The organism is Spirosoma soli (genome assembly GCF_042684525.1).
GTDB classification, from domain to species: domain Bacteria; phylum Bacteroidota; class Bacteroidia; order Cytophagales; family Spirosomataceae; genus Spirosoma; species Spirosoma soli.
In genome coordinates, this window is sequence record NZ_JBHULN010000002.1 from 253,380 (window position 1) to 278,073 (window position 24,694).

Here is a 24,694-nt window from a genome sequence, read left to right on the forward strand (position 1 = left end):
TGATAGGTACCGAACGTATTGTCGTCGTATATGATTAGTTTAGGAGAGACTGTTTCTTAAGACAAAAGAAGGTTTACAAAACTCACGCTGCGTTAATGACGGCTCCCATAGCATCCTCCTCCCCAACGGATTTGTCTTCGGACGATAGACTGAAGAACTGGTCTGGCAACTACACTTACAGCACAGATTATGTGTATTCCGCCGAATCTATGGAACAAGTTCAGGAGTTCGTGCGAAACCAGCCCAGGCTGAAAGTGCTCGGTACACGCCACTGCTTTAATGGTATTGCTGATAGCAACACCCAGTTTCTTTCGATTCGGCAGATGAATCAGGGCTTGGTGCTGGATGCTGAGGCTCGCACAGTAACCGTTGACGCCAGCATGAGTTATGGTCAGCTCAGTCCGTATCTGGATAGCCAGGGATTTGCGCTGCACAATCTGGCTTCGCTGCCCCACATTTCTATTGCGGGTGCCTGTGCCACTGCTACCCACGGCTCGGGTATCAGGAATGGCAACCTCGCTACGGCGGTCTCGGCCCTGGAATTGGTTACGGCTTCGGGCGACATACTTACCTTATCTCGCAAAAAAGATGGCGAAATCTTCCAGGCAGTTGTCGTGAACCTTGGCGCCCTTGGTGTTGTAACCCGCATTACGCTCGACATTCAGCCCTCCTTCCAGGTGCAACAATATGTTTACGAAGGTCTGCCGTTAAACCAGCTAGAAGATCATTTCGAAACAATTATGGCCATTGGCTACAGCGTGAGCTTGTTTACCGACTGGCAGCACCAGCGTATCAGCGAGGCCTGGATAAAACGCCGGGTCGAGAACGGGGTGGCACCGGGCGCTGAATCTGAATTTTTCGGTGCAACATTAGCCACGCAGAACCTTCACCCAATTGCTAACATCTCCGCCGAAAACTGTACGGAGCAGATGGGTGTGCCCGGTCCGTGGTATGACCGGCTGCCTCATTTTCGGATGGGTTTTACCCCCAGTAGTGGCAAAGAGTTGCAAACCGAGTATTTCGTACCCCGTCATCACGCAGTCGAAGCCATCTTGACGGTTGAGCGGCTCCGCAACCTGATAAGCCCACACCTGCTCATTTCGGAACTCCGGACCATTGACGCCGACACGCTGTGGATGAGCCCTTGTTACAAACAACCCAGCCTTGCTATTCATTTTACGTGGAAGCCGGATTGGCCTTCGGTCAAAAAGGTGTTACCCGTGATCGAGCAGGCCCTCGAACCATTTCAGGCACGACCGCACTGGGGCAAGCTGTTTACAATGTCTCCCTCGATAGTACAATCACGTTACGAGAAACTACCCGACTTCAAAGAATTGGTCCAACAGTACGATCCGCAGGGTAAGTTCCGCAATGAATTTTTGCAAACGAACCTCTATAGTTAACGGCAGCTTGGTTGCTAATTTGATACGTAATCATCTATCCTGATGTCTTATTCTGTTCAACCCGATCTGGCTCCCATTACGCGCCATTTGCGGGCTATGTTCGGCTCCCGTTTATTAATTGCGGCCGTTAATCATCTGCCTGTATTTGAGGAGCTGAGCAACGGGCCACTCTCCATAGCAGAACTGAGTAACCGGCTTCAACTAAGCGAACGGCCAGCTATGGTCCTGTTTCCGGCACTTTGCGCTATGGAGTTTCTCCGCTATGATGAAGCTGGCCAACTAGCTTTAACCGAGTTAGGTCAATACCTGACCCAAAGCCAGCAGCCTAACTTGTCTGGCTACGTAGGTTTGGAGAAAGACGATCCCGGCGTACTTGAAATGGTCGTTCGGCTGCAAAACGACGGGCCTCTTGTGACAGATCAGGGCATTTCGTTTGTAAAAGAAGGCGAAGGCCCCTCTCCCATGGATGATCCTCAACTGGCTCGTAGCCTGACCCTGGGCCTGGCTGGCCGCGCCCGAAAATTATCGCCTATTGTAGCCGCCAGTTTAACAAAACGCGAAGGCCATCTGCTGGACGTAGCAGGCGGTACAGGTTATTATACCTACGAGTGGTTATTGAACAACCCGTCGTCGACGGCCACCATCCTGGATCGACCGGCAGTATTGGCCGTAGCCGTCGATTTGCTCGATGAGCTTGTGCGGAGTGGTCGACCAGGCACCGAAACCCTCAAAGACCGAGTGACATTTTTGCCGGGTGATATGCTGACCGATGCCCTTCCGCAGACGGATCTTTTGTTAGCCGCCAGCCTTTTCCACGACTGGCCAGCCCCCACCTGCCAATTATTGGCCAATCGCTTTGCAGCGGCCTTACGTCCGGGTGGTGAATTGTGGGTGCATGACGCCTTCCTGAACGATGCCCTGGATGGCCCCCTAGCCGTTACCGACTACTCGGCCCAACTTTTCTGGGGTACTAAAGGCCGGTGCTACAGCCGCGCCGAATACCGCAGTTGGTTCCGGCAAGCGGGTCTGGAATCTACCCAAGAGGCCATTCCCACCCAAATGGATTACGGTCTCATCCGGGCGCGAAAAAATAGTTGATAAAAGTACTGTTGACCGTAGTTTGAAACTACGGTCGCGCGTTATCCGGTCTCTGACCGGTATAGAAATACAATCGCATCGTCACCAGTCAAAGACCGGATGACACCGCAGCGTAATCGAAGACCGCGCTGAACAGTACCAAAAAAACAGCCAACAACGAGGTTAATCTACCAGAATAAAAAATAATCGAATCAATGTTCCGTCGAGCACGAGCCGAATTGGCAGAAAACGGTTTCACAATTTTGCCGGGCGTTTTTGATAATGCCACTGTACAGTGCCTTATCAATACCATCGACCAAGCTTCAATTGACAGTTCTAACGCTCGGGCTACAGCACATCTGTTTGCCATTCGTAATTTATTGCAGGAAGTCCCATCCCTAGCCAGACTACTGTGGACATCGCCCATAAATCATTTGCTTGACGCTGTTACGGGGGAAGGAACCAATTGCATTAGAGCCGTTTATTTCGATAAGCCAGCTGGATCAAACTGGGTTGTGCCCTGGCACCAGGATTTGCACATTTCCGTCGATCGTCAGGAGTCGGTTTCTCAATGGATCAATTGGAACCACCGTCATGGGCCATGGTCAGTTCAGCCCTCAGCCGATTACTTAGAAAGCATTTACACCATTCGTATTCATCTGGATGATTGTGATGCGTCTAATGGTGCACTAAAAGTCATACCGGCTTCTCATAAGCTGGGGATACTCCCTGAAGCAACTATTCGCGCCCTAGACAAAAGTCAGGCGACAATCTGCACAGTGCCAAAAGGTGGTGTTTTAATTATGCAGCCGCTGTTAGTTCACGCATCTGGTAAAAGTGTTAGTCAAGCTCATCGGCGCGTAATTCATTTAGAACTGACTGACCGTAGCTTGCCTAACGGATTACAATGGCGAGAGTTTTTAAGCCGTTCAGCCAATTCAGTTCAGTCGCAATTGACAACTTCGTAGCAACGCCATATACGAATCGTATATTACTTCACACTGACCGTAGTTTCAAACTACGGTCGGGCGTTATGCGGCCTCTGACCGGCATAAGAATGTATTCACCGGTCAGAGACCGCATAACGCAGCAGCCTAGTCTTAAACTAGGCTAAACGTGACTTGTTAATGAGCTGACTTTATACTTCTAACCGCACATATAAAATTCATTACAGCGGGTAGTAAAACAAAATACTCCCGGCCATGTCAAGCATAGCCGGGAGCGAGAACTTTAAATCTAAAAGCTATAACTCTCTTACGAACCGCAAGCCTCACAACCTTCTGGATCATCCAGTGAGCAGGTCATGGCAGCGTATTGCTGTTCGAGGTCGGTTACCATCGGCACAGGTGCTGGAGTAGCGTAGGTAGCGTGCTCTTTTGCGTATTGTGCGTAATCGAGTGGTTTTTCGACGGGAGCGGTTTCGGCCATAGCGGGTTCCAACTGCGGTTCGGCTTGTGGCTGAACCACCGTGAACTTAACAGCATCGGTAGCGGCCTTCGTGCGGAGGTAGTACATGCCCGTTTTCAGACCTGCTTTCCAGGCGTAGAAGTGCATCGACGTCAGCTTACCGAAATTCGAATCCTGAATGTGAATATTCAACGACTGCGACTGACAGATATACGCACCCCGATCAGCGGCCATATCAATAATGTGCTTCTGCTTAATTTCCCAAACCGTCTTATACAGGTCTTTAATATTCTGCGGAATGTTTGGAATTGCCTGAATTGATCCGTTGGCCAAAATCAGGTTGTTCTTCATCGCGTCGTTCCACAGCCCCAGCTTCACGAGATCTTTCAGCAGGTGCTTGTTCACCACGACAAACTCGCCCGATAATACGCGACGGGTGTAGATATTGCTCGTATATGGCTCGAAACACTCGTTGTTACCCAGAATCTGCGAAGTCGAAGCGGTTGGCATTGGCGCTAGTAGCAGCGAGTTCCGAACGCCATGTTCTACTACGTCCTTACGCAGGCTTTCCCAGTCCCAGCGACCTGATTTAGGCTTCACACCCCACATGTCGAACTGGAAGATACCCTGCGAAATTGGTGAGCCTTTCCAGGTTTCGTATGGACCGTACTCCTTAGCCTGCTCCATTGATGAAGTCATGGCACCGAAGTAGATCGTCTCGAAAATATCCTCGTTCAACCGACGCGCTTCGTCCGATTCAAACGGCATGCGTAGCATAATGAACGCATCGGCCAGCCCCTGCACACCTAAACCAATCGGTCGGTGACGCATATTGCTCCGACGAGCCTCTTCAACTGGGTAATAGTTGATATCAATGATTTTGTTGAGGTTACGCGTAGCCGTTTTGGTTACCTCATACAGTTTCTGGTGATCGAACCGCAGAATACCGTCCGTGCCGCGGGTAATAAATTTTGGCAAAGCGATGGAAGCCAAATTACAGACCGCTACTTCATCAGGAGCCGTGTACTCGATGATCTCGGTGCAGAGGTTTGACGACTTGATGGTGCCGAGGTTCTTCTGGTTCGACTTCTTATTAGCGGCATCCTTATACAGCATGTAAGGCGTACCGGTTTCAGTCTGCGATTCCAGAATCTTGAACCAAAGTTCCTGCGCTTTCACTGTCCGACGGGCGCGGCCTTCGCGCTCATAGCGTTCATACAAAGCCTCAAATTCTTCGCCATGGCAATCGGCCAGACCAGGGCACTCATGCGGACAGAACAGCGACCAAACGTCGTTGTCTTCAACCCGCTTCATGAACAGATCGGGTGTCCAAAGGGCATAGAACAAGTCGCGGGCGCGAACCTCTTCTTTACCCGAGTTCTTTTTCAGATCCAGGAATTCAAAGATATCAGCATGCCAGGGTTCGAGGTAAACGGCAAATGAACCTTTGCGCTTACCGCCCCCCTGATCGACGTAACGAGCGGTGTCGTTGAACACACGCAGCATCGGTACAATCCCGTTCGACGTGCCGTTGGTACCTTTGATGTAGGTACCCGTCGCCCGAACGTTGTGGATGCTCAAGCCGATACCACCCGCCGACTGCGAAATCTTAGCAGTTTGTTTCAATGTATCATAAATACCATCAATCGAGTCGTCCTTCATCGTCAGCAAGAAGCAGCTCGACATCTGTGGCTTCGGCGTTCCAGCGTTGAACAACGTCGGCGTAGCGTGGGTAAACCACTTTTCACTGAGTAGGTTATACGTTTCAATAGCCGATTCAATATCGTCCATATGAATCCCGACAGCAACACGCATGAGCATATGCTGTGGCCGCTCAGCAATCCGGCCGTCAATCTTTAGCAGATACGATTTCTCGAGGGTTTTGTAGCCGAAGTAATCATAGCCGTAGTCCCGGTCGTAAATGATTGTCGAATCGAGCAGGGCCGCGTTGTTACGAACAACTTCATACACCTCCCGAGAAATCAACGATGCGTTCTCGCCCGTTTTCGGATCTTCGTACAAGTACAGCTTCTTGATAGTACCGGAGAACGACTTATTTGTCTCCTTGTGCAGGTTCGAGATGGCAATCCGGGCGGCCAGAATGGCATAGTCCGGGTGCTTAGTTGTCATCGAAGCGGCAGTCTCGGCGGCTAAGTTGTCTAATTCCGTCGTTTTGACGCCGTCGTAAAGGCCATTGACAACCTTCATAGCGACCTCAACAGGCTGAACATAAGCGGGGTCAAGGCCATAGCACAGCTTTTCAATCCTGGCGGTAATTTTGTCGAACTTAACCGACTCCCGGCGTCCATCGCGTTTGATTACATACATGAGCGTTTGGGGCTAGCGTTAATATATGGGAAAAATGGTATATGCGGTAAACAATTGACTCGGTTTCTAGCCTAAATCGGACACTGTCTGAACAGGAAAAAGCCCGATGTTCTGACCGAGTACTACCCGACTTCGTTTTAAAGTTCTGTTGAAATAGACGGAAAAGCAACCCGGAAGGTTCGACTGTTTCGATCCGTCTTAGAAAAATAGAAAGCTGCGAACAGGTTAAGAAATTGTTAAGCCGTAAGCCTTAGCGACTTATCAATATCCTATTGCAGACGTAGTCTAAGAAATTAAAAAAGCGAATTTACTGACCGGTGGGCGGAGACTGAAATCAGTTGAGCCGCGCCGTTTGAGGAAGTGCTATTGGTATCGAAATGTACGAATAAGGAGACATAGTAACAAACCTTTTTTACGCTATTGTTAGCAAATGGTATAGTTTATTTGACTGACAATCAACCCACAAAAGAACGTGTGAAATAGCTTGTCAATCCTCTAAAAACCCGCTATCTTTGCAGTCCTTTTCGGTCGGAAACCGAGAAGATGACAAGAAACTGAGCATTAGACCATGAAAAAAGGCATTCACCCGGACTACCGCGATGTGGTATTCCACGACCTGTCGAGCGACTACAAGTTCCTGACGCGCTCAACGGTTCAAACCAGAGACACCATCGAGTTCGAGGGCAAGACCTATCCACTCGTTAAGATTGAAGTTAGCTCGCAGTCGCACCCTTTCTATACGGGTAAGAACGTACTGCTCGATACAGCCGGCCGTGTGGACAAGTTCCGCAAGCGTTACGGTACGAAGTAATTCGACGCCCAAACTTTGAGGCCCCAGAGCCCTTATGAGCTTTAGAACTCCCCCAATACGATAGTCGTATTGGGGGAGTTTTTTGTTATATTTGATAAAAACGAAAAAGCCATGTTAGTATCTGTTGAAGGTGTTTATCAGGACGGCCAGATCCGCCTGAATGACAAAGTACCTTTCGAGAAAGAAACAAAAGTTATTGTCACCTTTCTGGAAGACCAATCTATTGACAAACCGGCCAAGAAGCGACTAACCCTGGATGACTTTTCGTTCAGGAAATCACAAGAAGCGTTGAAAGATTATAAAGGCTCATTCAGCGACGCTGTCATTGAAGAAAGGAGAGAATCTCGGTGAATATTTTCCTGGATACATCATCCTTGTTCAAATTATATCACCGAGAAGGTGGGACAGCAGAAATAGAGCAGCTATTCGCTCAGAATGACATCAACACCGTATTTCTAGCTACTTTGTCTAAATTGGAGTTTCGCTCCATCGTATGGCGAAGACTGCGAATGAAAGAAATCACTGAACAGCAAGGCAATACGATACTTCAGCTTTTCAACCAGGACTATACACGATACACGTTTATTGGTTTTGATGAAGATCTATTGATTATGGCCCGCCAGTTATTAGATAAATACGCTCCTAATAGAAGTCTTCGTAGCCTTGATGCCATTCAACTTGCTTCGGCCATTAGTATCCGAGACCAAGTTGGACTTTTTAAAACTGCCGATACATTGCTTCATAGCTTGTTTGTAGCCGAGGATTTACCGGTTACACTATCCTAGCCACCTACCCTATCCCCCTCAACCGTGTTAGCGGAAGTTTTTTGTTTCCTCACTGCTTCACAAATCGCTTAACCGTGGTGCGGTCTGCAAAACGCAACTCAGCAAAGTAAATACCGCCTGGCAGACTCCCAAGGTGAAGCTGCTGAGAGCGGGGTGTATTGACCTCATAAGACGCCAATATCTGGCCTGCCGCGTTCACGATGCGTAACGTATAAGGCGTAAAGCAAATGTCTGTAATCAGAATTTCCATTACATCTTTAGCCGGGTTAGGGAAAATCCGAACGTTCGCGTCCGTGCATTCGTCATTCTTATCGAAAGAACATTCTCTCGGCTCAAGCCCATTAAAGTAATGCTGCATGAAGTTGGGCAGATCGCTGGCGTTAGCAACTAATCCTACTCCTAACTGAGCCGTCTGCACCTCAACCTGACAGGCGAAGCCCAGTTCATTTGGTCTATTAATGACAAAGAACCGATAGCCGCAACCTGTACACAAACCTGAGTTACCATTTGATGCGCAATAGATGCGTCCGTCGGGGCCGATCTGAAGCGAAGGTGCATAGAAGTCACTATACCGCTTTTCATCTAGTTTAATGTTGGTCAATGAGTTACCATAAATGATGCTTTTTCCGGAAGCAGTAATCGCTGATGCATTCCCTAAGGATAGATCATACTGGCGGATGTAATCGTAATAGTACTCATTGGCTTCAACAGCGGCAGTATTCATCGTGCTAACATACAGCTTTGTGTTATCGGGCGAGAATGAGACACCATAGGCTACCCTAAGATTCCCTAGATTCGTATGATTGCTAATTGATCCGGTAGCCGGGTCAAAATCGAAGAGGTCGAACGGCCGCGCAGATACCCCCCGCGACGAACAAGCTAGCTTACGCCCATTAGGCGATGCTTTAAGAAAGCCGTATGTCTCACTAATCACTGATCCGATGCGCACCGTGTCGGCTCTACCAACACCATCCTTAGTAAGCGAAAAAACCAGAAAGACATTATTGTCGCTTTGATGCGTAATGATCCAGTAGTCGCTCCCATTTGTGTGCCGAATGGCGGTCAGACGTCCTACCAGACCATCACTTAACAGCTTGTTTTTCTTGTTTAAGACCACGTCTCCCTTCCCTTCGTCCAAACGCATGTCAATGAGCGAATACGTTAAACGTCCTGTAGGAATTCCGGATGCATCTGACACACCAACTTCTGTAAGCGTAAACAAATAATAAGCCGCTGAGTCAGTCGGTGATGGCACAATCAATGCGCCCTGCGACAAGGCATTCTTTTCCCGATTCACGCCTGGTCTCGGGTCGCCATCACCACTGTTCGGCATAAGCTGATGCTCATGATTCCAGACCCAGAAACCATCCGAATAAAAGAGTAATTCTCCTGTTTTGGCATTTGAAATGACCGCTGATGCTTCCTGAGTTTCTATTCCGCTATTATCCAAAGCCGTTGGCTGGCAGTTGGTGTTGAAATCAAGCCCGGCGTTTTGGCCGAAATACCAGATGTTGGCTTCTTTTTGGGCAAACGCCAGACAGGAGCACATGCATAGCAGCAGTGTAGGAAGAAATTGCATAACGAAGGAGAAGGTTGAAAATAAATCTCTCCAGTAACGTCACGTATCGCTAGTTTAGTAGCTGGAAGCACTTACTTTTCCAGCAATCGGACAAAGCGGCTGAGAGGTCGTGTGCTGCCTTCCTACTACCTTTACCGAATGACTTTTATCCAAACGGATACGTTTACCATCCGCGGTTACGAAACCGATGCTTCAGGGCGCCTGAGCGTGCCAGCTCTGATGAATTTCATGCAAGAGTCAGCCAATCGCAATGCCATTGCCTACGGCATCGGGATCTCGGATTTAGCTGAGCGGGGCTTTGGCTGGATGCTGATGCGCTTTCGACTACGAATGCATCGCTATCCGCGTTATGGCGATACCATCCAGGTAATGACGTATCCAACCTTCGTTGAGAAGTATTTCATCCATCGCGATTTCAAGGTGTTAGCGCAAGACGGAACTGTGCTGGCCGATGCGATGAGCGTATGGCTGGTGTTCTCCACCAACAAACGCGCGATGGTTCCCCTCCCCGATTTCATCCGTGAACTGACCGTTCCGCCCGGCATCGACCCATTACCCAAGCTCCCGCTGAAACCAGATTTTCAAAACAGCACTTTTCAACCTATTGACGAGAAGCAGGTAACAGTCGGCTGGTTGAGTATTGATCAGAACCAGCATGTCAACAACGTAGCGTATGTACAATGGCTATTTGAGTCGATTGATGATACGATGCTTCAAACGCGGGAATTAGCCGAAATTGATTTAGTTTACCGAACCGAAAGTCATTGGAATGATTCACTGCGGGTACAACTAGCGCCCGAAACGGAGGATTCTATCTTACACCGGATTCTGTCAGAAAATCCTCAAAAAGAGGTACTCTTGGCGCGAAGCCGGTGGAAAACCAGTTTATAAATGTCAGTTTATAGTATTCGGTTCATGTAGCTACAATAACGCGTTAGCCCACAGACCAGGGAATACAGTAAACGGTAAACCAAACAAAACATGCCTACTTCACCAAACAAGCTGCAAAACCTCAACGCTGTATTGGGCGGTTTAATGCGCCGATATAGCGAACGCGTTCCCGACGTGCAAAAAGTCATCGATTCGATGAGTAAGGAAGGCATTATCCAATCAGCGGATGAGATCGAAAATGACCATATCGCTTTCCGGACAATGGGGGTACCAAACCTCGGTCTGGCCTCGTTCGAAAAGATATTTCTTCACTATGGCTACGAACGGCGTGATGAATACAACTTCACCGAAAAGAAACTAACGGCCTATTGGTACGCTCCGCCCGAGCCGAAGTTTCCGCGCATTTTTGCCAGTGAGCTACGCGTGGATGAACTGTCAGCGAACGCTCAGGAGATTATTCATCGCTACACCGACACAGTAACCAGCGATCCGGTAGATGCCCTCGATTTGGATGATGTCGAAGCTGTTGACCGTTTTCTGCACCAGCCACTCTGGACCACCCCAACGCTAGGAGACTATCAAACGCTGTTAACCGAAAGCGAATATGCCGCCTGGGTTATCTACAATCGCTATTATCTAAATCACTTCACCATCAGCGTTCACAACCTAAAACCAGGTTACAACACCATCGACGAGTTCGTCGCTTTTCTGGAAAGTCAGGGGTTCCGGCTCAACTCGGCCGGAGGCACCATTAAAGTTAGTCCGGACGGCAACTTGCGTCAGGCGTCAACCGTAGCGCAAATGATTGACGCCGAATTTGCCGGGGGCGACGTATTCCGCATTGCCGGGTCATACGTTGAGTTTGCCGAACGGCGGGTTTTACCGCAATTTCTGCACTTATCGGCCGATCAGATTTCTCGTGAGCACCGACGCGAAGGCTTCGAGACCGGAAACGCGGATAAGATCTTTGAGAGTACCTTCACAACCCAAACAGGTAAATAGTGTGTAGTTTACGGTTTTCTGTTTACGGCGGTCCGTCGTAAACAGAAAACCGTAAACCCTAAATCCTAAACCGTACATTCATGAATCGTTTCTACCTCCTCTTGGCCGGTCTGCTCTGGTCCAGCGTTATTGCCCTTGCGCAGAAACCCGCACCAGTTGGTTTGCAACTGTATAGTTTTCGTACTCAATTCGCGAAAGACGTTCCCGGCACGATGGCTAAAGTGAAACAAATGGGCTTCCGGGAGGCAGAGATCGCAGGAACCTATGGACTCAGTCTAACCGACTTTCGTAAGCTCCTGGATCAAAACGGCATAAAAGCCATTAGCACCGGAGCTAGCTTTGAGGATCTGGACAGAAACGTTCCTAAAATAATTTCAGAAGCAAAGGCACTCGGCGCTAAATACGTTACCTGCGCCTGGATTCCGCACGCTGGAGACACATTCACCCTGCGGGATGCTGACCAGGCGATTGACGTGTTTAACACGGCCGGAAAGCTATTGGCCGACAATGGCCTCTCGCTTTGCTATCATACCCACGGCTATGAATTTCAAATTCATCAGGACGGTACTTTTTTCGATTACTTAGCCGAGAACCTCGACCCTAAATCTGTCAATTTTGAGATGGACGTTTTTTGGGTGAAAGCGCCTGGCTACGACCCCGTTGCTCTGTTGCAGAAGTACCCAAAACGTTTCCCGCTCATGCACCTCAAAGACCGTAAGCCCGGCACGCCTGATAGCAATACCGGCCACTCAGACGTGGAATCGAACGTAGTGCTGGGCCAGGGCGACGTCGGGATTGCCGCCATTATGAAGCAAGCGAAAAAATCAGGCGTGAAGCACTATTTTATTGAGGACGAATCGTCGCGCTCAATGGAGCAAGTACCCCAAAGCATAGCGTTTCTGGAGGGGTTAAAGTAGCGTCTAACTTACCTTTCACGAGTGAGTTAGACGCTACGTCAACGATTATTTTTTGGCCTGAAATCTTATGATAAACGGCTCATTCGTATCAGGATCAATATCTGACACATTGAAATTCATGGTGTTTCCCTCGACTGTACCCAGTGATAGGTCATATAGGTATAGTTCATACGTATTACCGCTTTGACGTACTTCGACACTGTCCAAAGGTAAAGTTCCTAGCTCTTTCACTGTTAGCAACAAGTCGACAAAGTTCGACGTCCTTTTGGTCGCTGAAATCGTTCCCGAAATGGTTGTTCCTTGAATTGTTGTTGGCAGCGTTGGGAAGTTAATCGAATCTCCCTCAGTCACAGAAAAAAAAGAATTCAATGCATAATTCCCGGCTATAGCGGTAGCAAGGTCAGCTGGGGCGGGATCATTATCTTTTTTACAAGCCGCAAAAACAAGTACAGCGAAAACAAAAAGGAGGCCTTTTTTCATAGCAGAATAGCATTTAAGATTAAACGCAACCTATTCTATTATGACTATCTAGCTGCTATAAATACCGAGGCAACGGGCATAAGAATGAACTAGAGAACGTATTGATAGATACCTTCGGCTAGTTTATGAATGTCGTCAAACTCATGGAAGGCGCTGATGACGATACGGGTATTGGCGCGGTCAGCGGCCGTTGGGTAGGCAAACGAATAGATAAAAATATTTCTTTCGAGCAAATGACTGTACAAGTCATCGTGTTCTGTAAAAAAGACTGGGTAACCCGTCGCATGGCGAAACAGTCCCGTTGGCAGGAGCAGCTTTTCGGCCAGAAGCAGGTTCTGATGCAGTCGATCGCGCCCTTGGCTGTATAAATGATCTGCGTTGAGATAAGCGTCCAGATAGGCTGGTGGCATTGGTGAACAGGCGCCAAAGAAAGCTGACCGACGTAAGTTGGCAATGGTGTCGGCATCGCTAAAGACAACCCCTCCCGGTAATCCCATTGCCTTCGCTAACGAAGCCGTAACTACCAAACGCACATTAGCCTTGTAAGGAATTTGTGGCCAGATACCACGTCCGTCGTTCAATACGCCCAAACCGTGTGAGTCATCAACGACAAGTGTAATGGGGTAATCGTCGGGCAAGTTCTCAACCCAATCAAAGGCGTAATAACTAGAACAAACAGCGTCGAGCGCGTTGACCAAAACGGCCACTGGTTTCGCGGCCAATTCCGCCGACTTAAGTGCGCTAAGCTGTGTAGGAAGTTGTGCCGTCCAGTCGGTGAACGATAGAGTTGGCAACGTAACAGAAGGTCCCTGCCAGACCGCCGGATGGGCATTAGGGCCATAGACAAATGCATGGTTTTGACTCTGTAATAGAGCCACAACAGCTTGTCCCGCCATCATACCAGATGATAAGGTCAGCGCAGCCGGTGCACCAACATACTCGGCTAGTTTTTCCTCGGCCTCCTCGTAAACACCAATCCGGAGATTACCATTACGTGAGCTACCAAAGACGGTGCCATAGCGGCCAATAGCGTCTATTACCAACTGCTGAAATTCAGAACGTTGTGATAAACCCAGATAGGACGTCCCGCTAAAAAATAGATACTCCTGACCGTCTTTTTGTATCGTTCGGGCAGGAATTTGATTGACGATGTACGTATCGCTCATTTGGAAGGTGCTGATGGAGCAATCAGGCGTTTGTACTAAGTTGGGCTCCCGTGCCGTCCACGTCGGTTGCGTAGATAACCCTACCATTGTTAAACGTAACGCCGGTTGCGGGATCGTTGGCAATCAGAAGTGCCCCGTCCAAATCAGCGTAATCCAACAAGGGGAGTAACTGAGCAATGGCCGAAATACCAACGCTGGACTCTGTCATGCAACCTACCATGACGCGCAGCCCTAACTCACGGGCGCGGACAATCATCCGCCGGGCGGGTGTCAGTCCACCGCATTTAGTTAGTTTGATGTTAACCCCGTGAAAGTAGCCTGCACATCGATCCACATCGCCCTCCACAATACAGCTTTCATCAGCAATGATCGGCAACGCACTTTGTTCAAATACGGCCTTAGCACCCGTCCAATCGTCGGCAGGGAGGGGCTGTTCGATGAATTCGACACCTAGCTTTGCCAACTCTTTCGATTTATTGACTGTATCATTGGCCGTCCAGCCACAATTAGCATCAATCCGAAATCGAGCATTGGTATGCTGACGTAGCAGTTTTATAACTTCGAGATCTGTTTCCGGACGACCTAACTTGATTTTGTACAGAGGCCAGGGCCATTCCTGCATTTTTTGGAGCATTCGCTCGGGTGTCGCGAGGCCAATGGTGTAGTTTGTTAGCGGGCTGTTCGCCGGATCAAGGTTCCAGATTTTATAGAGAGGCTGGCCTTGTTTCTTAGCCCATAAGTCCCAGGCAGCCTGATCGAGGGCACAAAGGGCAAACGGATGTTGTGGGAGGTGTGGCTGTATATCGGCCCAGAACTCTTCGGGGCTCTCCAGAGAATGAGACTCTATGCGTTCCCTGACTTCTTCAAGAGCCGCTACCATACCCTCTATGGTAATGCCATAATATCGCGTGGCCGTTGCTTCTCCGAACCCGCTATATTCCCCGTCGCGAAGTTCAACAATAAGTGTTGGCTGCACATCCCGGCTGTCGTGGGCAATGGTGAACGTATGTCGTAAGCGAAGGTCAACCGGGTGAAAAAGCAGTTGCATCTGTCCAATATTTGGACAAATATAACAGGAAGAAAGGGAGTAGAGAGGAAAGCTCAGGAAGCAGCTACTTCTTCCATTCCTTTTCACTTTACTCCCTTTCGCAGTTCTCTTATAGTTCGACTAATCCGTGACGGACGGCTTCCATCACCATACCAACCCGGGTCCGGACACTCATTTTCTGGAATACCATTTCGCGGTAACCATCCACGGTACGCGGGCTAACGCACATACGGTCAGCTATTTCGTTATACGTCAGTTCACTACACGCCATTTTCAGAAAATCGTACTCGCGGGTATTAAGGTTGAACGACGAGAGCGGCCCGGTAGTTTCGGGCGCATTAAGGCTGCGAATCAGTTGATGCGTTAAAAAATCCGAGTAATAAAATCCTTTACTCATGACATCGTCCAACGCCCGACGTAGTTCAGACGGACGGCATCCTTTGAGTAGATACCCTTGTGCCCCATTTCGTACCATGCGAACAATGTGTTCTTCTCGATCAGTCATAGAAAGTGCCAGTACGCGAACGGTTGGGTAGTGTTGGCGAAGCTGGGCAGCCGTTTCAAAGCCATCCATTTCAGGCATGTGCAAGTCAATTAGCGCAATATCGGGAACGGGTCCCCGACGAAGTCGCTCTAACAAATCCCGGCCATTTTCAGCTACAAACAGGACTTCACAATTATCAAATTTCTGAATCATTTCAGAAATCGCTTCCGCCACCAGGCGGTGGTCGTCAGCAATGGCGATGGATATGGGCATGGTTTAATGGTGTAAAGAGGTTAGCGGCTGAAAAGTAAGTAGCTACGCCATGAAACGCAATACCTAAATAGAGTGATTTTACTCAAAAACCTCGCTGATTTACTTAATTTTATGTGGTAAGTCAGCGAGGTAACTCAATTTGTACGTCAGTACCTTTGTCTTTCCAGCTTTTGATAGTGCAACTTCCACCTAATAACTTGGCTCGTCGGTATAAATTGCTAACTCCTGACCCAGCCTGGTCAAGATTGCGATTGGTAACTTCCTCAATCTCAAACCCTCGCCCGTCGTCTGTGATTGTCATTGTGAAATTGTCCGGTTTGTAATAGAGATCAACTGTCAAGGTATGAGCCTGTGCGTGTTTCAACGCATTATTTAGTGATTCCTGCGCCATACGTAAGAGCACAGTTTCAGCCTGCTCACCAAGTGAATAAGGCTCTCCAGTAGTTGTCAATTGAGTCTGAACCCGGCCGATGCGTTGGATACGTTCTAATTCAAGTTTCAGACTAGGTAGTAAGCCAAACTGCTGAACGGTGTTATGATCGAGTGTTTTAGCCAGCGTTCGAACGTCGGTGATGATGGTGCTCACCACCTCGCGGGTTTGCTGCACCGCATGTTGTATATCAGGTTCTCGGACTTCGTCTTCCAATGTATTCAACCGCATAACGGCCACAGTCAGCAATTGCCCTATGTGGTCGTGCAGTTCTTCAGCAATTTGCAGAAGCGTTTGGTTTTGAATTTCAAGTTGGGATTGGAGAAGTTCGCGCTGGTAGGTTTCTTGAAGAGCTTGTAACGCAAGCTGATGAGCTCGGTATCGCTGTTTATAGATAAAAAGTAGCAATGTTATAAAGCTGGCCAATAAAATTAACAGTAGAGTTCCAACGATGACAATTACTATAACATCAGCAGATTGAGTAGACATAAGCTCACTAACTACGAATGCTGGGTAGAGATCGCAGATGAATATACAAGGCAATCAAAAACACGCCGAATAAAACAAATCCCATCAGTTCTTGAATCCAGTAAACCGTAAGCGCATACTGATTTGAAACGCTGATCATGTATTGCATGAGCCCTTGTACAAAAAAATTACCCAGTGAAGTAAAGAATAGGCCGGCACAAACCCAGAACGTAGCTTCTTTCTCTAAAGATGTAATCTTGACGTCGATAAAAATTCGCCATAAGTAATAACCCGACCATATGCCAGTTAAAGTATTGAATAGTGTAAGCGCATACGAATTGTACTGACTCCATGGCTGCACAGTCATGGACAGACAAAAGGCAACCATGCTAAATAAACAGATAGTAAACCATACCATTTGTTTAACAGCTGGACGGTTAAACAAATGACTGAACATCAGCCCGTAAGCACCGTACTGTAGGATGGGCAATATATGAAATATGTATAAATTATCTCTGTGCTCTATACGCCAAACATAAACGCCATATGCCGTCAAGATAAAAGTCGCGCTTATGCCAAAAGTTAATTTTTGTAAGGGAGGAGTAAGCACTCGATAATACACCAAGTATAAACAGGCACTTACTCCTATTAATGTTAAATAGAGAAATGTATCCCACATATAAATCTGGTATTACGCGTAGCCTTATCCAGCGTAGCGGTCCTCTAAGTTATCAGGGCAAGGTGGCCTTGTACAACAGCATAGCGCTAAGGTTGTGTTAATGTCCTCGCGAGCGCGACCATCAGCCTGAGTGGGTGCCAGAAACATGAAGTGTTCCCCCTTTTCGTCAATGGCATAATAAATTTTAATGAACTTGGACTGGGTTTGCTCAATGACATCCTTGAGCGACTGAACGTCGAAAAAGCCAGCCCGAATAAATCGATGTAGACCCGCGCTTTCTAGCACAGTTTTGTATACTCTACAGGCAGCCGCAAGTTGATCAGGCGTTGTTGGATATTCCTCTATTCCAGTAGCATCTACTATATCGAGACAGCTTTCACTAGGACTAGTTAACGTGCAATGATTAGTTAAGATAAATGGGTTTCCAGTTAATTCTTTGTCTTGTATGGCTATAATTCTAGGCATATTGTAAGATTAAAGGTACAATCAAACGTAAGCCTACTGCTCTAAAAAGTCAATATACTCTCTCACGCCTAAAGCGCGCACAACATAAATAATCCATTGTTTATTAGAGCGTTACTATTCTATCTGAACTAATAATACGGTCTTAAACGACATAAATACGGGAAATCTCCCGTATTCTATACCGCCTATCTCCCGCTTCATATTTCGGTCAATTTCCCCTATCGAATGGCTGCCTCATCGCCCAACTTTGTCACGTTCATTCTATCCATAGACCATTACGTCATCTTTCCATACCAGACTCGTCGGGCTCATGTCCGGCGGTCTGGTATGATCTTTTTTGCTCCTGCTAACAAGCTCATTTCCTCAATCATACATAGGTAAAGGAGCCCTTCACAGCATATTTTTTACTTTCTTTCAATCCAAGAGCTCCTCTTCCTGCGTAAGTCTGTGTGTTGATCGATCACACATTCACTTTTTATCAATTCAACTGAACTTACACAATGAAGACGTTCAAACTATTTTTTTCAATGATTGCTTTACTGGCGGTGAGCCAGGTTTCGTTTGCTCAGGAGAAAACCGTGATGGTAGGTGGTGCTCCCATGTACCCATCAAAAAATATCGTTGAAAACGCAGTAAACTCGAAAGATCACACTACGCTGGTAGCAGCCGTAAAAGCCGCAGGTCTAGTTGAAACCCTGTCGGGCCCAGGTCCTTTCACCGTATTCGCTCCAACGAACAAAGCCTTCGACAAACTGCCTAAGGGTACGGTTGAAACCCTGGTAAAACCTGAAAACAAAGCTACGTTGACAGGCATCCTGACTTACCACGTTGTATCGGGCAAAATCAGCGCCGAAGATCTGGTCAAGCAAATTAAAGAGGGTAACGGTAAGGCTACATTGAAGACTGTAGCTGGTGGCGAGTTAACGGCTACGCTGAAGGGTAAAAACGTCGTAATCACCGACGCAAAAGGTGGTACGGCAACGGTTACGATTCCGGATGTGAATCAGTCGAACGGCGTAATCCACGTAATTGATTCGGTATTGCTGCCACAGTAATTTAGAACTCTGTTTTCAGTAAACAAGAACGCCCTCGCTAACAGTTAGCGAGGGCGTTCTTGTTTTGCTCTGGAGTCAAAATCTACGCATCGTAACTCAGTACCGGCGATAACCATTTTTCAATCTCCTCAACCGGCTTATCTTTCCGCATGGCGTAATCCAACACCTGGTCTTTGTTGATTTTACCTACCGCGAAATACTTCGACTCGGGGTGCGAGAAATAGAAACCACTCACCGACGACGCTGGGTACATGGCGTAGCTTTCGGTTAGTTCAATACCAATCTTGTTTGCGTCTAGCAAATCAAAAAGTGTACCTTTTTCAGTGTGGTCGGGGCAGGCTGGATAACCCGGCGCTGGCCGAATACCCTGGTATTTTTCTTTGATTAGCTCCTCGTTACTCAATCGTTCATCGGTAGCATACGGCCAGAACTCTTTACGTACCCGTTCGTGCATCCGCTCGGCAAAGGCTTCGGCCAACCGGTCGGCAATGGCTTTGACCATGATGCTGTTGTAGTCATCGTGGTCACGCTCGTATTTTTCCAGTAAGGCTTCTATACCAATACCAGCTGTTACGGCAAACGCACCAATGTAGTCTTCACGGCCACTTTCCAGTGGAGCTATAAAATCAGACAGACAGAAGTTGGGCAGGCCCGGTGCCTTCTGATTCTGCTGGCGCAGGAAGTGCAGCACCGTTTTGGTATCGTAGATCAGTTCGCCAGCCGGACTAACCGCAGCCTGCGATTGCGCCCGTGATATCTTGTATTCAATATGTCGGTGTGATCCATGCCGTTCGCAGGGAACCTCACGGGTGTGTTCTTCAAAATCATGAAGCAGTACGTCATCATCCGCTGAGTTTGCCGGGAAGAAGCCCACTACCGCTTTAGCCGTCAGTAATTTCTTGTCGATGATTTCCTGTAATAACTGATTGGCATCGTTGAAGAGTTTTCGGGCTTCACTACCAACGGTAGCATCATCAAAAATAGCCGGATATTTGCCATGCAGCTGCCACGTCTGAAAAAATGGTGTCCAGTCAATATACTTGGCGAGTTCTTCAATCGGGTATTCTTCAAAATAACGATTACCCAGAAAAGTCGGCTTGATTGGCTCGAAACTACTCCAGTCAATCACCGTGCGATTATCGCGAGCTTTATCAATGGTCAAGCTGGCTTTGTCCTGCCGACGACGGGCGTGGTCTTCGCGGAGTTTAACATATTCAGTTTTTATCTCACGAAAAATATCATCCCGAACAGCCAAATTTTCGTTGTTAAGTCGACCAGCAACAGGCACGCTCCGGCTTGCATCTAGTACGTGAATAACTGGTCCTGAATAATGCGGATCGATCTTAACGGCCGTATGTATCCGTGATGTGGTAGCGCCACCAATGAGCAACGGAATGGTAAAACCTTGCCGTTCCATCTCTTTGGCCACGCCCACCATTTCGTCGAGTGAGGGGGTAATCAAACCACTCAGACCGATAATGTCTACGTTATGTTTGCGAGCCTCTTCCAGAATTTTTTGGGTTGGCACCATTACGCCAAGGTCAATGATCTCGTAGTTATTACAGCCAAGCACCACACCAACGATATTTTTACCAATGTCGTGAACATCGCCTTTCACCGTCGCCAGCAAAATTTTACCGGCTACCTGGGTGCTACCATTTTTCTCTTTCTCAGCTTCAATGAACGGGAACAGATAAGCTACTGCCTTTTTCATCACCCGCGCTGATTTAACAACCTGCGGCAGGAACATTTTACCCTCGCCAAACAGATCGCCCACAACGTTCATGCCGTCCATTAACGGACCTTCGATTACTTCAAGCGGACGCTCAAACTGCCGACGAGCTTCCTCTACGTCCTGATCAATATAGTCGGTAATGCCTTTGATCAGAGCATGCTTGAGCCGTTCATTAACGGGTTCGAGACGCCAGCTTTCGTCCTGTACGATTTCTTTGCCCTTTGCTTTTACTGTCTCGGCAAACTCGACCAGACGTTCGGTGGCATCGGGTCGGCGGTTCAGCAAGACGTCTTCGCAGCGCTCGAGCAGGTCTTTCGGAATGTTGTCGTACACTTCCAGCTGACCGGCATTCACGATACCCATATCCAGCCCCGCCCGGATGGCGTGGTACAGGAAAGCCGAGTGCATGGCTTCCCGAACCACATCATTCCCCCGGAAGCTGAATGATATATTCGATACGCCCCCGCTCACTTTGGCCAGTGGCAGGTTCTCTTTAATCCAGCGCGTGGCATTGATGAAGTCAACGGCGTAGTTGTTGTGTTCTTCAATGCCCGTCGCAACGGTCAGAATATTCGGGTCGAAAATGATGTCCTGTGGAGGAAACTTAACCTTATCGACCAGGATGCGGTACGCCCTTTGGCAGATTTCAATACGACGCTCGTATGAATCGGCCTGGCCGGTCTCGTCGAAGGCCATCACCACCGTAGCCGCACCATAACGTTTAACCAGATTTGCCCGCTCAATGAATGCTTCCTCCCCTTCTTTTAAAGAAATAGAGTTCACAATGGCTTTACCCTGCACACATTTTAACCCAGCTTCGATCACCTCCCATTTGGAAGAATCGACCATGATGGGGACGCGAGCAATGTCGGGCTCGGCAGCAATCAGGTTCAGGAAGGTCGTCATGGCCTCGACCGAATCGAGCATACCTTCGTCCATGTTGACGTCGATCACCTGCGCTCCGCCTTCTACCTGCCCGCGGGCAATGCTGAGGGCTTCATCGTAGTTACCTTCCTTAATCAACCGGGCAAACTTCTTGGAGCCCGTTACGTTTGTGCGCTCACCAACGTTCAGGAAGTTCGTTTGCTCGGTGATTTTCAGTGGCTCCAGACCACTCAACTTCTGATACGGTTCGGGCTGTGGTAACTGACGGGGCGGGTATTTGGCGGCAACCTGCGCAATGGCCCGAATATGGTCAGGCGTTGAGCCGCAGCACCCACCCACAATATTGACAAAACTATCCTGAATGAAGCCTTCGATCTGGGCGGCCATTTCATCGGGTGTCTGATCATATTCTCCGAATTCGTTAGGCAAGCCCGCGTTCGGGTAAGCGGATGTATAAAACGGAGATTCTTTCGCCAGCGTCTGCACATACGGACGTAATAGCTCAGCTCCCATAGCACAGTTCAACCCAACGCTGAGCAAAGGCAAGTGCGATACAGAATACAAAAACGCTTCTGTTGTCTGACCTGACAACGTGCGGCCGGACGCATCAGTAATTGTACCCGATACCATGATTGGTAGCGATTTCTGGCCTTTTTCAGCGAAATACCGATCAATAGCGAACAGCGCAGCCTTGGCGTTAAGGGTATCCGTGATTGTTTCAATGAGTAACAAATCAGCACCGCCTTCCACTAAACCGCTCACCTGTGTATAAAAGGCTTCGACTAACTGATCAAACGTAATAGCGCGGTAACCTGGGTTATTTACATCGGGCGACATTGAGGCCAATCGATTGGTTGGGCCCATGGCGCCCGCCACAAACCGTGGCTTGGCCGGATTTTGACGGGTAAACTCCTCAGCCACTTCTTTCGCAATGCGTGCCGATTCGTAGTTTAGTTCGTATACCAAATCCTCCATATAGTAATCAGCCATAGCGACTGTCGTACTACTGAAGGTATTGGTTTCTATAATGTCTGCACCTGCTTCGAGGTATTTACGATGGATTTCCTGAATAACCGCCGGTTTAGTAATCGACAATAGGTCGTTATTCCCTTTAATATCGTGCGGAAAGTCTTTAAATCGCTCACCCCTATAATCAGCATCGGTGAGTTGATAGCGTTGGATCATCGTACCCATCGCGCCATCGAGCACGAGGATACGTTCCTGAAGAAGCGTACTGATTGTCTTACTCATGTGTATGTGCTAACCGTCTGCGAACTGCAGTTATCGTTGATATGACTGGTTACTAGCAAACCTCATTTTAAGCGATTATCGTTCACAAATGTATGAATTGTGTTTTTACGACTCGCTCAATTGAGGATCATCTATTTGTAGATGTAACGAACTTTGGTAGATATGATGAACGTAAGCGTTTAGAGTAGCCTAAGATAGTACATCGGCCCCACTTTACGAATAAAACTCCAACTAGTTTTATGTGATAATTTCTATCTGCTTTTTTCTCTACACTGTTGTTAGCCTCTTATTAGTTTACACAAAACCCAGTTTGCGCAACTATGCCGCCAACTGGGTGTGTGGATGTTAGTAAGTCTTTACCTTACCAGGTATGTTCAAGGTCTTCTTTACTGTATATATGGTTTCGTTCATGATACAAGGAAGAATTACCTTCCTTCTTCACTGACATTGGGTTTTTCTTGTTCATTCGATATAATAACGCGATTGGGAACAGAAAAACCCAAAAGACAACACTCAGGATAATTGCCCCATTGATCTTTCCCAGGACCTCGGCAATTTTGAACCACAGCCAGACAATGCCATTACCGATGGCTGGAATCATCAGGCTCAACACACCTACCGCTACGGCAGCGTACAGCCAGTAGACCGATTTAAAAATAAAATACAGGACAAGCAGCCCAGTTACGATTACCAACTGGGCTTTCACACGTTCTAATGCGCTCATGATACAGCCTACTTAAAATAGGGTGTAAATAAACGGAGCTACCGCCGAGCCGCCACCGATAACGATAATTACACCAATCAACAGTAATAAAACGATAACTGGTGCCAGCCACCATTTTTTCCGTTGTTTCATGAACAAGAAAATGTCTTTTAAAAAGTCCATAGCAGATTCGTTTATGTAAGAATATAAATGGAAAATTATTGCTTGTTGGTGGTTACCATTCGATACAGCGCTTCGCCGACTCGCTGGTTCACTATAGCACTCGCGTGAAAATCATTCCGCCCAACGATCCGATCGTTGGGGTCAACGTCTTTAATTAAAGCACCAACTTCCAGGACCGGTACGTTATGCTGCCGGAAGAAAGTGACCACCGGACGGGTATACTGCGCCGTTTTTTCCAGGTTATGCGAGAACGGGAACATTACCACGTAAAGCGGTATGTTACGCTCACTCGCATACGTTACAAACTGCTCCAGGTCCCGCAGATGACTATTTATGATAGCCGGTGTTGTATAGGCTTTCAGGGCGTAGTCCGAAAAAGGAGCTTCGCTTGTATGCGGCAATTGCCAGTAAATGAAGTTGAGCAGATAGGAATTCATAAACAGAACTCGTAGAAAGCCCGGCACGTCGCCATACGGTTTAGAGACAGCGGGTAGCAATCCATTATCCTTGGCAGCCTTCTCGATGTCGTTAGGGAAGTACTGCACCACCAGAACATCGGGCTTGACCTTGAACTCTTGCAACCGCTTGAATTCGTCTCGCGTGTCGGAGCCGGAGATTCCCAGGTTATAGACTACGTAATTTTGCGAACCCAGCTTTTGCCCTAATACATTCGAGTACCGCTCGTCTTCTTCCTTCAAACCATGCCCTGCGGTGAAGGAGTCGCCAACAACTAGTACTTTTTTCTTTCCGAGGGTATCGGTGTGTTCTACGTCGCGATAACCCTCTGCAGTGATGGGCTTCCAATACCGTTCAAACCAGATGTGGGATGCTAACGTTAGGCCGCCTTCATGGCTCTGCGATATAAACATGAAACCAATCTCCAGCAGAACGAGCAACGCGCTGAGCGGCAACAGTAATGTAGCCAGGTTTGACAGCCATTTTGGGGCTTTATCGTTTTTGATTACACCGTAATAGAAGACCCGCATTACCTCGATTAACAGCAATAGCAGCAGACAGATCTTGGCCAGCCGTATGTAAATATTGTCGAGAAAATCGTGATACGGGTATTCAAACGTAACATTCAGCTTGCTGTGAAAGAAGACAAACACGACCAGAAAGCCGAGGAACAATAGTCGAATGAGACTGCTGGTAAGTTTAGCCATTGGTTAAGTTCACAATCGGTGGTGGG

The 24,694-nt window shown here is 48.0% G+C and carries 23 protein-coding genes; 10 read left to right on the forward strand and 13 right to left on the reverse strand.

Annotated features, from left to right (window positions below):
• Positions 1–95 precede the first annotated feature (95 nt).
• The 3 genes from ACFSUS_RS04630 (at position 96) to ACFSUS_RS04640 (ending at position 3,448) form a co-directional block, all read left to right on the forward strand.
• A complete protein-coding gene (locus ACFSUS_RS04630) occupies positions 96–1,403 on the forward strand; it encodes a D-arabinono-1,4-lactone oxidase (RefSeq protein WP_381519739.1) in 1,308 nt (435 codons plus the stop codon).
• 42 nt (positions 1,404–1,445) lie between these two features.
• On the forward strand, positions 1,446–2,501 hold the full coding sequence (locus tag ACFSUS_RS04635; protein WP_381519742.1) for a methyltransferase: 1,056 nt from the start codon (positions 1,446–1,448) through the stop codon (positions 2,499–2,501).
• A 194-nt stretch (positions 2,502–2,695) separates the two neighbouring features.
• Entirely contained in the window at positions 2,696–3,448 is a 753-nt protein-coding gene (locus ACFSUS_RS04640) for a phytanoyl-CoA dioxygenase family protein (RefSeq protein WP_381519745.1), read from the forward strand.
• A 286-nt stretch (positions 3,449–3,734) separates the two neighbouring features.
• On the opposite strand, the gene ACFSUS_RS04645 is transcribed toward ACFSUS_RS04640, so the two are convergent.
• Positions 3,735–6,215, reverse strand: coding sequence for a ribonucleoside-diphosphate reductase subunit alpha (locus ACFSUS_RS04645; RefSeq protein ID WP_381519748.1), 2,481 nt, complete (start codon positions 6,213–6,215; stop codon positions 3,735–3,737).
• Between the two features lie 568 nt (positions 6,216–6,783).
• On the opposite strand from ACFSUS_RS04645, the gene ACFSUS_RS04650 reads away from it, so the two are divergent.
• The 3 genes from ACFSUS_RS04650 (at position 6,784) to ACFSUS_RS04660 (ending at position 7,811) form a co-directional block, all read left to right on the forward strand.
• Entirely contained in the window at positions 6,784–7,026 is a 243-nt protein-coding gene (locus ACFSUS_RS04650) for a type B 50S ribosomal protein L31 (protein ID WP_190887914.1), read from the forward strand.
• Positions 7,027–7,137: 111 nt separating this feature from the next.
• Positions 7,138–7,377 carry a hypothetical protein gene (locus ACFSUS_RS04655; protein ID WP_381519752.1) on the forward strand — a complete coding sequence of 80 codons (240 nt, stop codon included), beginning with the start codon at positions 7,138–7,140 and terminating at the stop codon, positions 7,375–7,377.
• Entirely contained in the window at positions 7,374–7,811 is a 438-nt protein-coding gene (locus tag ACFSUS_RS04660) for a type II toxin-antitoxin system VapC family toxin (protein ID WP_381519755.1), read from the forward strand. The genes ACFSUS_RS04655 and ACFSUS_RS04660 overlap by 4 nt, the downstream gene beginning before the upstream one ends.
• A gap of 49 nt (positions 7,812–7,860) precedes the next feature.
• Here ACFSUS_RS04660 and ACFSUS_RS04665 read toward each other — a convergent pair whose 3' ends face one another.
• Positions 7,861–9,390, reverse strand: coding sequence for a T9SS type A sorting domain-containing protein (locus tag ACFSUS_RS04665; RefSeq protein WP_381519758.1), 1,530 nt, complete (start codon positions 9,388–9,390; stop codon positions 7,861–7,863).
• Positions 9,391–9,528: 138 nt separating this feature from the next.
• Between ACFSUS_RS04665 and ACFSUS_RS04670 the strand changes: the two genes are divergently transcribed.
• The 3 genes from ACFSUS_RS04670 to ACFSUS_RS04680 all read left to right on the forward strand — a co-directional run bounded on the left by ACFSUS_RS04670 (position 9,529) and on the right by ACFSUS_RS04680 (position 12,200).
• Positions 9,529–10,281: an acyl-[acyl-carrier-protein] thioesterase gene (locus ACFSUS_RS04670; RefSeq protein WP_381519761.1), complete on the forward strand. Its 753-nt coding sequence runs from the start codon at positions 9,529–9,531 to the stop codon at positions 10,279–10,281.
• A gap of 90 nt (positions 10,282–10,371) precedes the next feature.
• Positions 10,372–11,283 carry a DUF1338 domain-containing protein gene (locus ACFSUS_RS04675; RefSeq protein ID WP_381519764.1) on the forward strand — a complete coding sequence of 304 codons (912 nt, stop codon included), beginning with the start codon at positions 10,372–10,374 and terminating at the stop codon, positions 11,281–11,283.
• An 80-nt stretch (positions 11,284–11,363) separates the two neighbouring features.
• Positions 11,364–12,200 carry a sugar phosphate isomerase/epimerase family protein gene (locus ACFSUS_RS04680; RefSeq protein WP_381519767.1) on the forward strand — a complete coding sequence of 279 codons (837 nt, stop codon included), beginning with the start codon at positions 11,364–11,366 and terminating at the stop codon, positions 12,198–12,200.
• Between the two features lie 45 nt (positions 12,201–12,245).
• Here the strand turns inward: ACFSUS_RS04680 and ACFSUS_RS04685 are convergent, their stop codons facing one another.
• The 7 genes from ACFSUS_RS04685 to ACFSUS_RS04715 form a co-directional block, all read right to left on the reverse strand.
• Positions 12,246–12,680, reverse strand: a complete 435-nt coding sequence (locus ACFSUS_RS04685) for a hypothetical protein (RefSeq protein ID WP_381519770.1) — start codon at positions 12,678–12,680, stop codon at positions 12,246–12,248.
• Positions 12,681–12,769: 89 nt separating this feature from the next.
• Positions 12,770–13,933, reverse strand: coding sequence for an aminotransferase class I/II-fold pyridoxal phosphate-dependent enzyme (locus ACFSUS_RS04690; RefSeq protein WP_381519773.1), 1,164 nt, complete (start codon positions 13,931–13,933; stop codon positions 12,770–12,772).
• The gene (locus ACFSUS_RS04695; protein WP_381519776.1) at positions 13,869–14,894 is read right to left on the reverse strand and encodes a dipeptide epimerase; all 1,026 of its coding nucleotides are present in this window, start codon (positions 14,892–14,894) and stop codon (positions 13,869–13,871) included. The genes ACFSUS_RS04690 and ACFSUS_RS04695 overlap by 65 nt, the downstream gene beginning before the upstream one ends.
• Positions 14,895–15,003: 109 nt before the next feature.
• Positions 15,004–15,651 carry a response regulator gene (locus ACFSUS_RS04700; protein ID WP_381519779.1) on the reverse strand — a complete coding sequence of 216 codons (648 nt, stop codon included), beginning with the start codon at positions 15,649–15,651 and terminating at the stop codon, positions 15,004–15,006.
• Positions 15,652–15,772: 121 nt separating this feature from the next.
• A complete protein-coding gene (locus ACFSUS_RS04705; protein WP_381519782.1) occupies positions 15,773–16,570 on the reverse strand; it encodes a sensor histidine kinase in 798 nt (265 codons plus the stop codon).
• A gap of 7 nt (positions 16,571–16,577) precedes the next feature.
• Positions 16,578–16,916, reverse strand: coding sequence for a hypothetical protein (locus tag ACFSUS_RS04710; RefSeq protein WP_381519785.1), 339 nt, complete (start codon positions 16,914–16,916; stop codon positions 16,578–16,580).
• Positions 16,917–17,252: 336 nt separating this feature from the next.
• Complete coding sequence (locus tag ACFSUS_RS04715; protein WP_381519788.1) at positions 17,253–17,693, reverse strand: hypothetical protein; 441 nt, start codon at positions 17,691–17,693, stop codon at positions 17,253–17,255.
• Positions 17,694–18,193: 500 nt separating this feature from the next.
• Between ACFSUS_RS04715 and ACFSUS_RS04720 the strand changes: the two genes are divergently transcribed.
• Positions 18,194–18,748, forward strand: coding sequence for a fasciclin domain-containing protein (locus tag ACFSUS_RS04720; protein WP_381519791.1), 555 nt, complete (start codon positions 18,194–18,196; stop codon positions 18,746–18,748).
• An 82-nt stretch (positions 18,749–18,830) separates the two neighbouring features.
• On the opposite strand, the gene metH is transcribed toward ACFSUS_RS04720, so the two are convergent.
• The 4 genes from metH to ACFSUS_RS04740 all read right to left on the reverse strand — a co-directional run bounded on the left by metH (position 18,831) and on the right by ACFSUS_RS04740 (position 24,668).
• Entirely contained in the window at positions 18,831–22,619 is a 3,789-nt protein-coding gene (gene metH, locus ACFSUS_RS04725) for a methionine synthase (RefSeq protein WP_381519793.1), read from the reverse strand.
• Between the two features lie 361 nt (positions 22,620–22,980).
• Positions 22,981–23,343, reverse strand: coding sequence for a hypothetical protein (locus ACFSUS_RS04730; RefSeq protein WP_381519796.1), 363 nt, complete (start codon positions 23,341–23,343; stop codon positions 22,981–22,983).
• Positions 23,344–23,355: 12 nt separating this feature from the next.
• Positions 23,356–23,505, reverse strand: coding sequence for a DUF5989 family protein (locus ACFSUS_RS04735; protein WP_381519798.1), 150 nt, complete (start codon positions 23,503–23,505; stop codon positions 23,356–23,358).
• A 35-nt stretch (positions 23,506–23,540) separates the two neighbouring features.
• Positions 23,541–24,668 carry an SGNH/GDSL hydrolase family protein gene (locus ACFSUS_RS04740; RefSeq protein WP_381519800.1) on the reverse strand — a complete coding sequence of 376 codons (1,128 nt, stop codon included), beginning with the start codon at positions 24,666–24,668 and terminating at the stop codon, positions 23,541–23,543.
• Between the last annotated feature and the right edge of the window lie 26 nt (positions 24,669–24,694).

What these genes read in the sequence shown, in the direction of transcription:
- ACFSUS_RS04635 (WP_381519742.1), top strand. Translation starts at nt 1,446, where the DNA reads ATGTCTTATTCTGTTCAACCCGATCTGGCTCCCATTACGCGCCATTTG.
- ACFSUS_RS04645 (WP_381519748.1), bottom strand. Translation starts at nt 6,215, where the DNA reads ATGTATGTAATCAAACGCGATGGACGCCGGGAGTCGGTTAAGTTCGAC.
- ACFSUS_RS04715 (WP_381519788.1), bottom strand. Translation starts at nt 17,693, where the DNA reads ATGCCTAGAATTATAGCCATACAAGACAAAGAATTAACTGGAAACCCA.
- ACFSUS_RS04690 (WP_381519773.1), bottom strand. Translation starts at nt 13,933, where the DNA reads ATGGTAGGGTTATCTACGCAACCGACGTGGACGGCACGGGAGCCCAAC.
- ACFSUS_RS04740 (WP_381519800.1), bottom strand. Translation starts at nt 24,668, where the DNA reads ATGGCTAAACTTACCAGCAGTCTCATTCGACTATTGTTCCTCGGCTTT.
- ACFSUS_RS04680 (WP_381519767.1), top strand. Translation starts at nt 11,364, where the DNA reads ATGAATCGTTTCTACCTCCTCTTGGCCGGTCTGCTCTGGTCCAGCGTT.
- ACFSUS_RS04735 (WP_381519798.1), bottom strand. Translation starts at nt 23,505, where the DNA reads ATGGACTTTTTAAAAGACATTTTCTTGTTCATGAAACAACGGAAAAAA.
- ACFSUS_RS04665 (WP_381519758.1), bottom strand. Translation starts at nt 9,390, where the DNA reads ATGCAATTTCTTCCTACACTGCTGCTATGCATGTGCTCCTGTCTGGCG.
- ACFSUS_RS04720 (WP_381519791.1), top strand. Translation starts at nt 18,194, where the DNA reads ATGAAGACGTTCAAACTATTTTTTTCAATGATTGCTTTACTGGCGGTG.
- ACFSUS_RS04685 (WP_381519770.1), bottom strand. Translation starts at nt 12,680, where the DNA reads ATGAAAAAAGGCCTCCTTTTTGTTTTCGCTGTACTTGTTTTTGCGGCT.
- ACFSUS_RS04730 (WP_381519796.1), bottom strand. Translation starts at nt 23,343, where the DNA reads ATGAGCGCATTAGAACGTGTGAAAGCCCAGTTGGTAATCGTAACTGGG.
- ACFSUS_RS04670 (WP_381519761.1), top strand. Translation starts at nt 9,529, where the DNA reads ATGACTTTTATCCAAACGGATACGTTTACCATCCGCGGTTACGAAACC.
- ACFSUS_RS04650 (WP_190887914.1), top strand. Translation starts at nt 6,784, where the DNA reads ATGAAAAAAGGCATTCACCCGGACTACCGCGATGTGGTATTCCACGAC.
- ACFSUS_RS04640 (WP_381519745.1), top strand. Translation starts at nt 2,696, where the DNA reads ATGTTCCGTCGAGCACGAGCCGAATTGGCAGAAAACGGTTTCACAATT.
- ACFSUS_RS04675 (WP_381519764.1), top strand. Translation starts at nt 10,372, where the DNA reads ATGCCTACTTCACCAAACAAGCTGCAAAACCTCAACGCTGTATTGGGC.
- ACFSUS_RS04655 (WP_381519752.1), top strand. Translation starts at nt 7,138, where the DNA reads ATGTTAGTATCTGTTGAAGGTGTTTATCAGGACGGCCAGATCCGCCTG.
- metH (WP_381519793.1), bottom strand. Translation starts at nt 22,619, where the DNA reads ATGAGTAAGACAATCAGTACGCTTCTTCAGGAACGTATCCTCGTGCTC.
- ACFSUS_RS04695 (WP_381519776.1), bottom strand. Translation starts at nt 14,894, where the DNA reads ATGCAACTGCTTTTTCACCCGGTTGACCTTCGCTTACGACATACGTTC.
- ACFSUS_RS04705 (WP_381519782.1), bottom strand. Translation starts at nt 16,570, where the DNA reads ATGTCTACTCAATCTGCTGATGTTATAGTAATTGTCATCGTTGGAACT.
- ACFSUS_RS04630 (WP_381519739.1), top strand. Translation starts at nt 96, where the DNA reads ATGACGGCTCCCATAGCATCCTCCTCCCCAACGGATTTGTCTTCGGAC.
- ACFSUS_RS04700 (WP_381519779.1), bottom strand. Translation starts at nt 15,651, where the DNA reads ATGCCCATATCCATCGCCATTGCTGACGACCACCGCCTGGTGGCGGAA.
- ACFSUS_RS04710 (WP_381519785.1), bottom strand. Translation starts at nt 16,916, where the DNA reads ATGACTGTGCAGCCATGGAGTCAGTACAATTCGTATGCGCTTACACTA.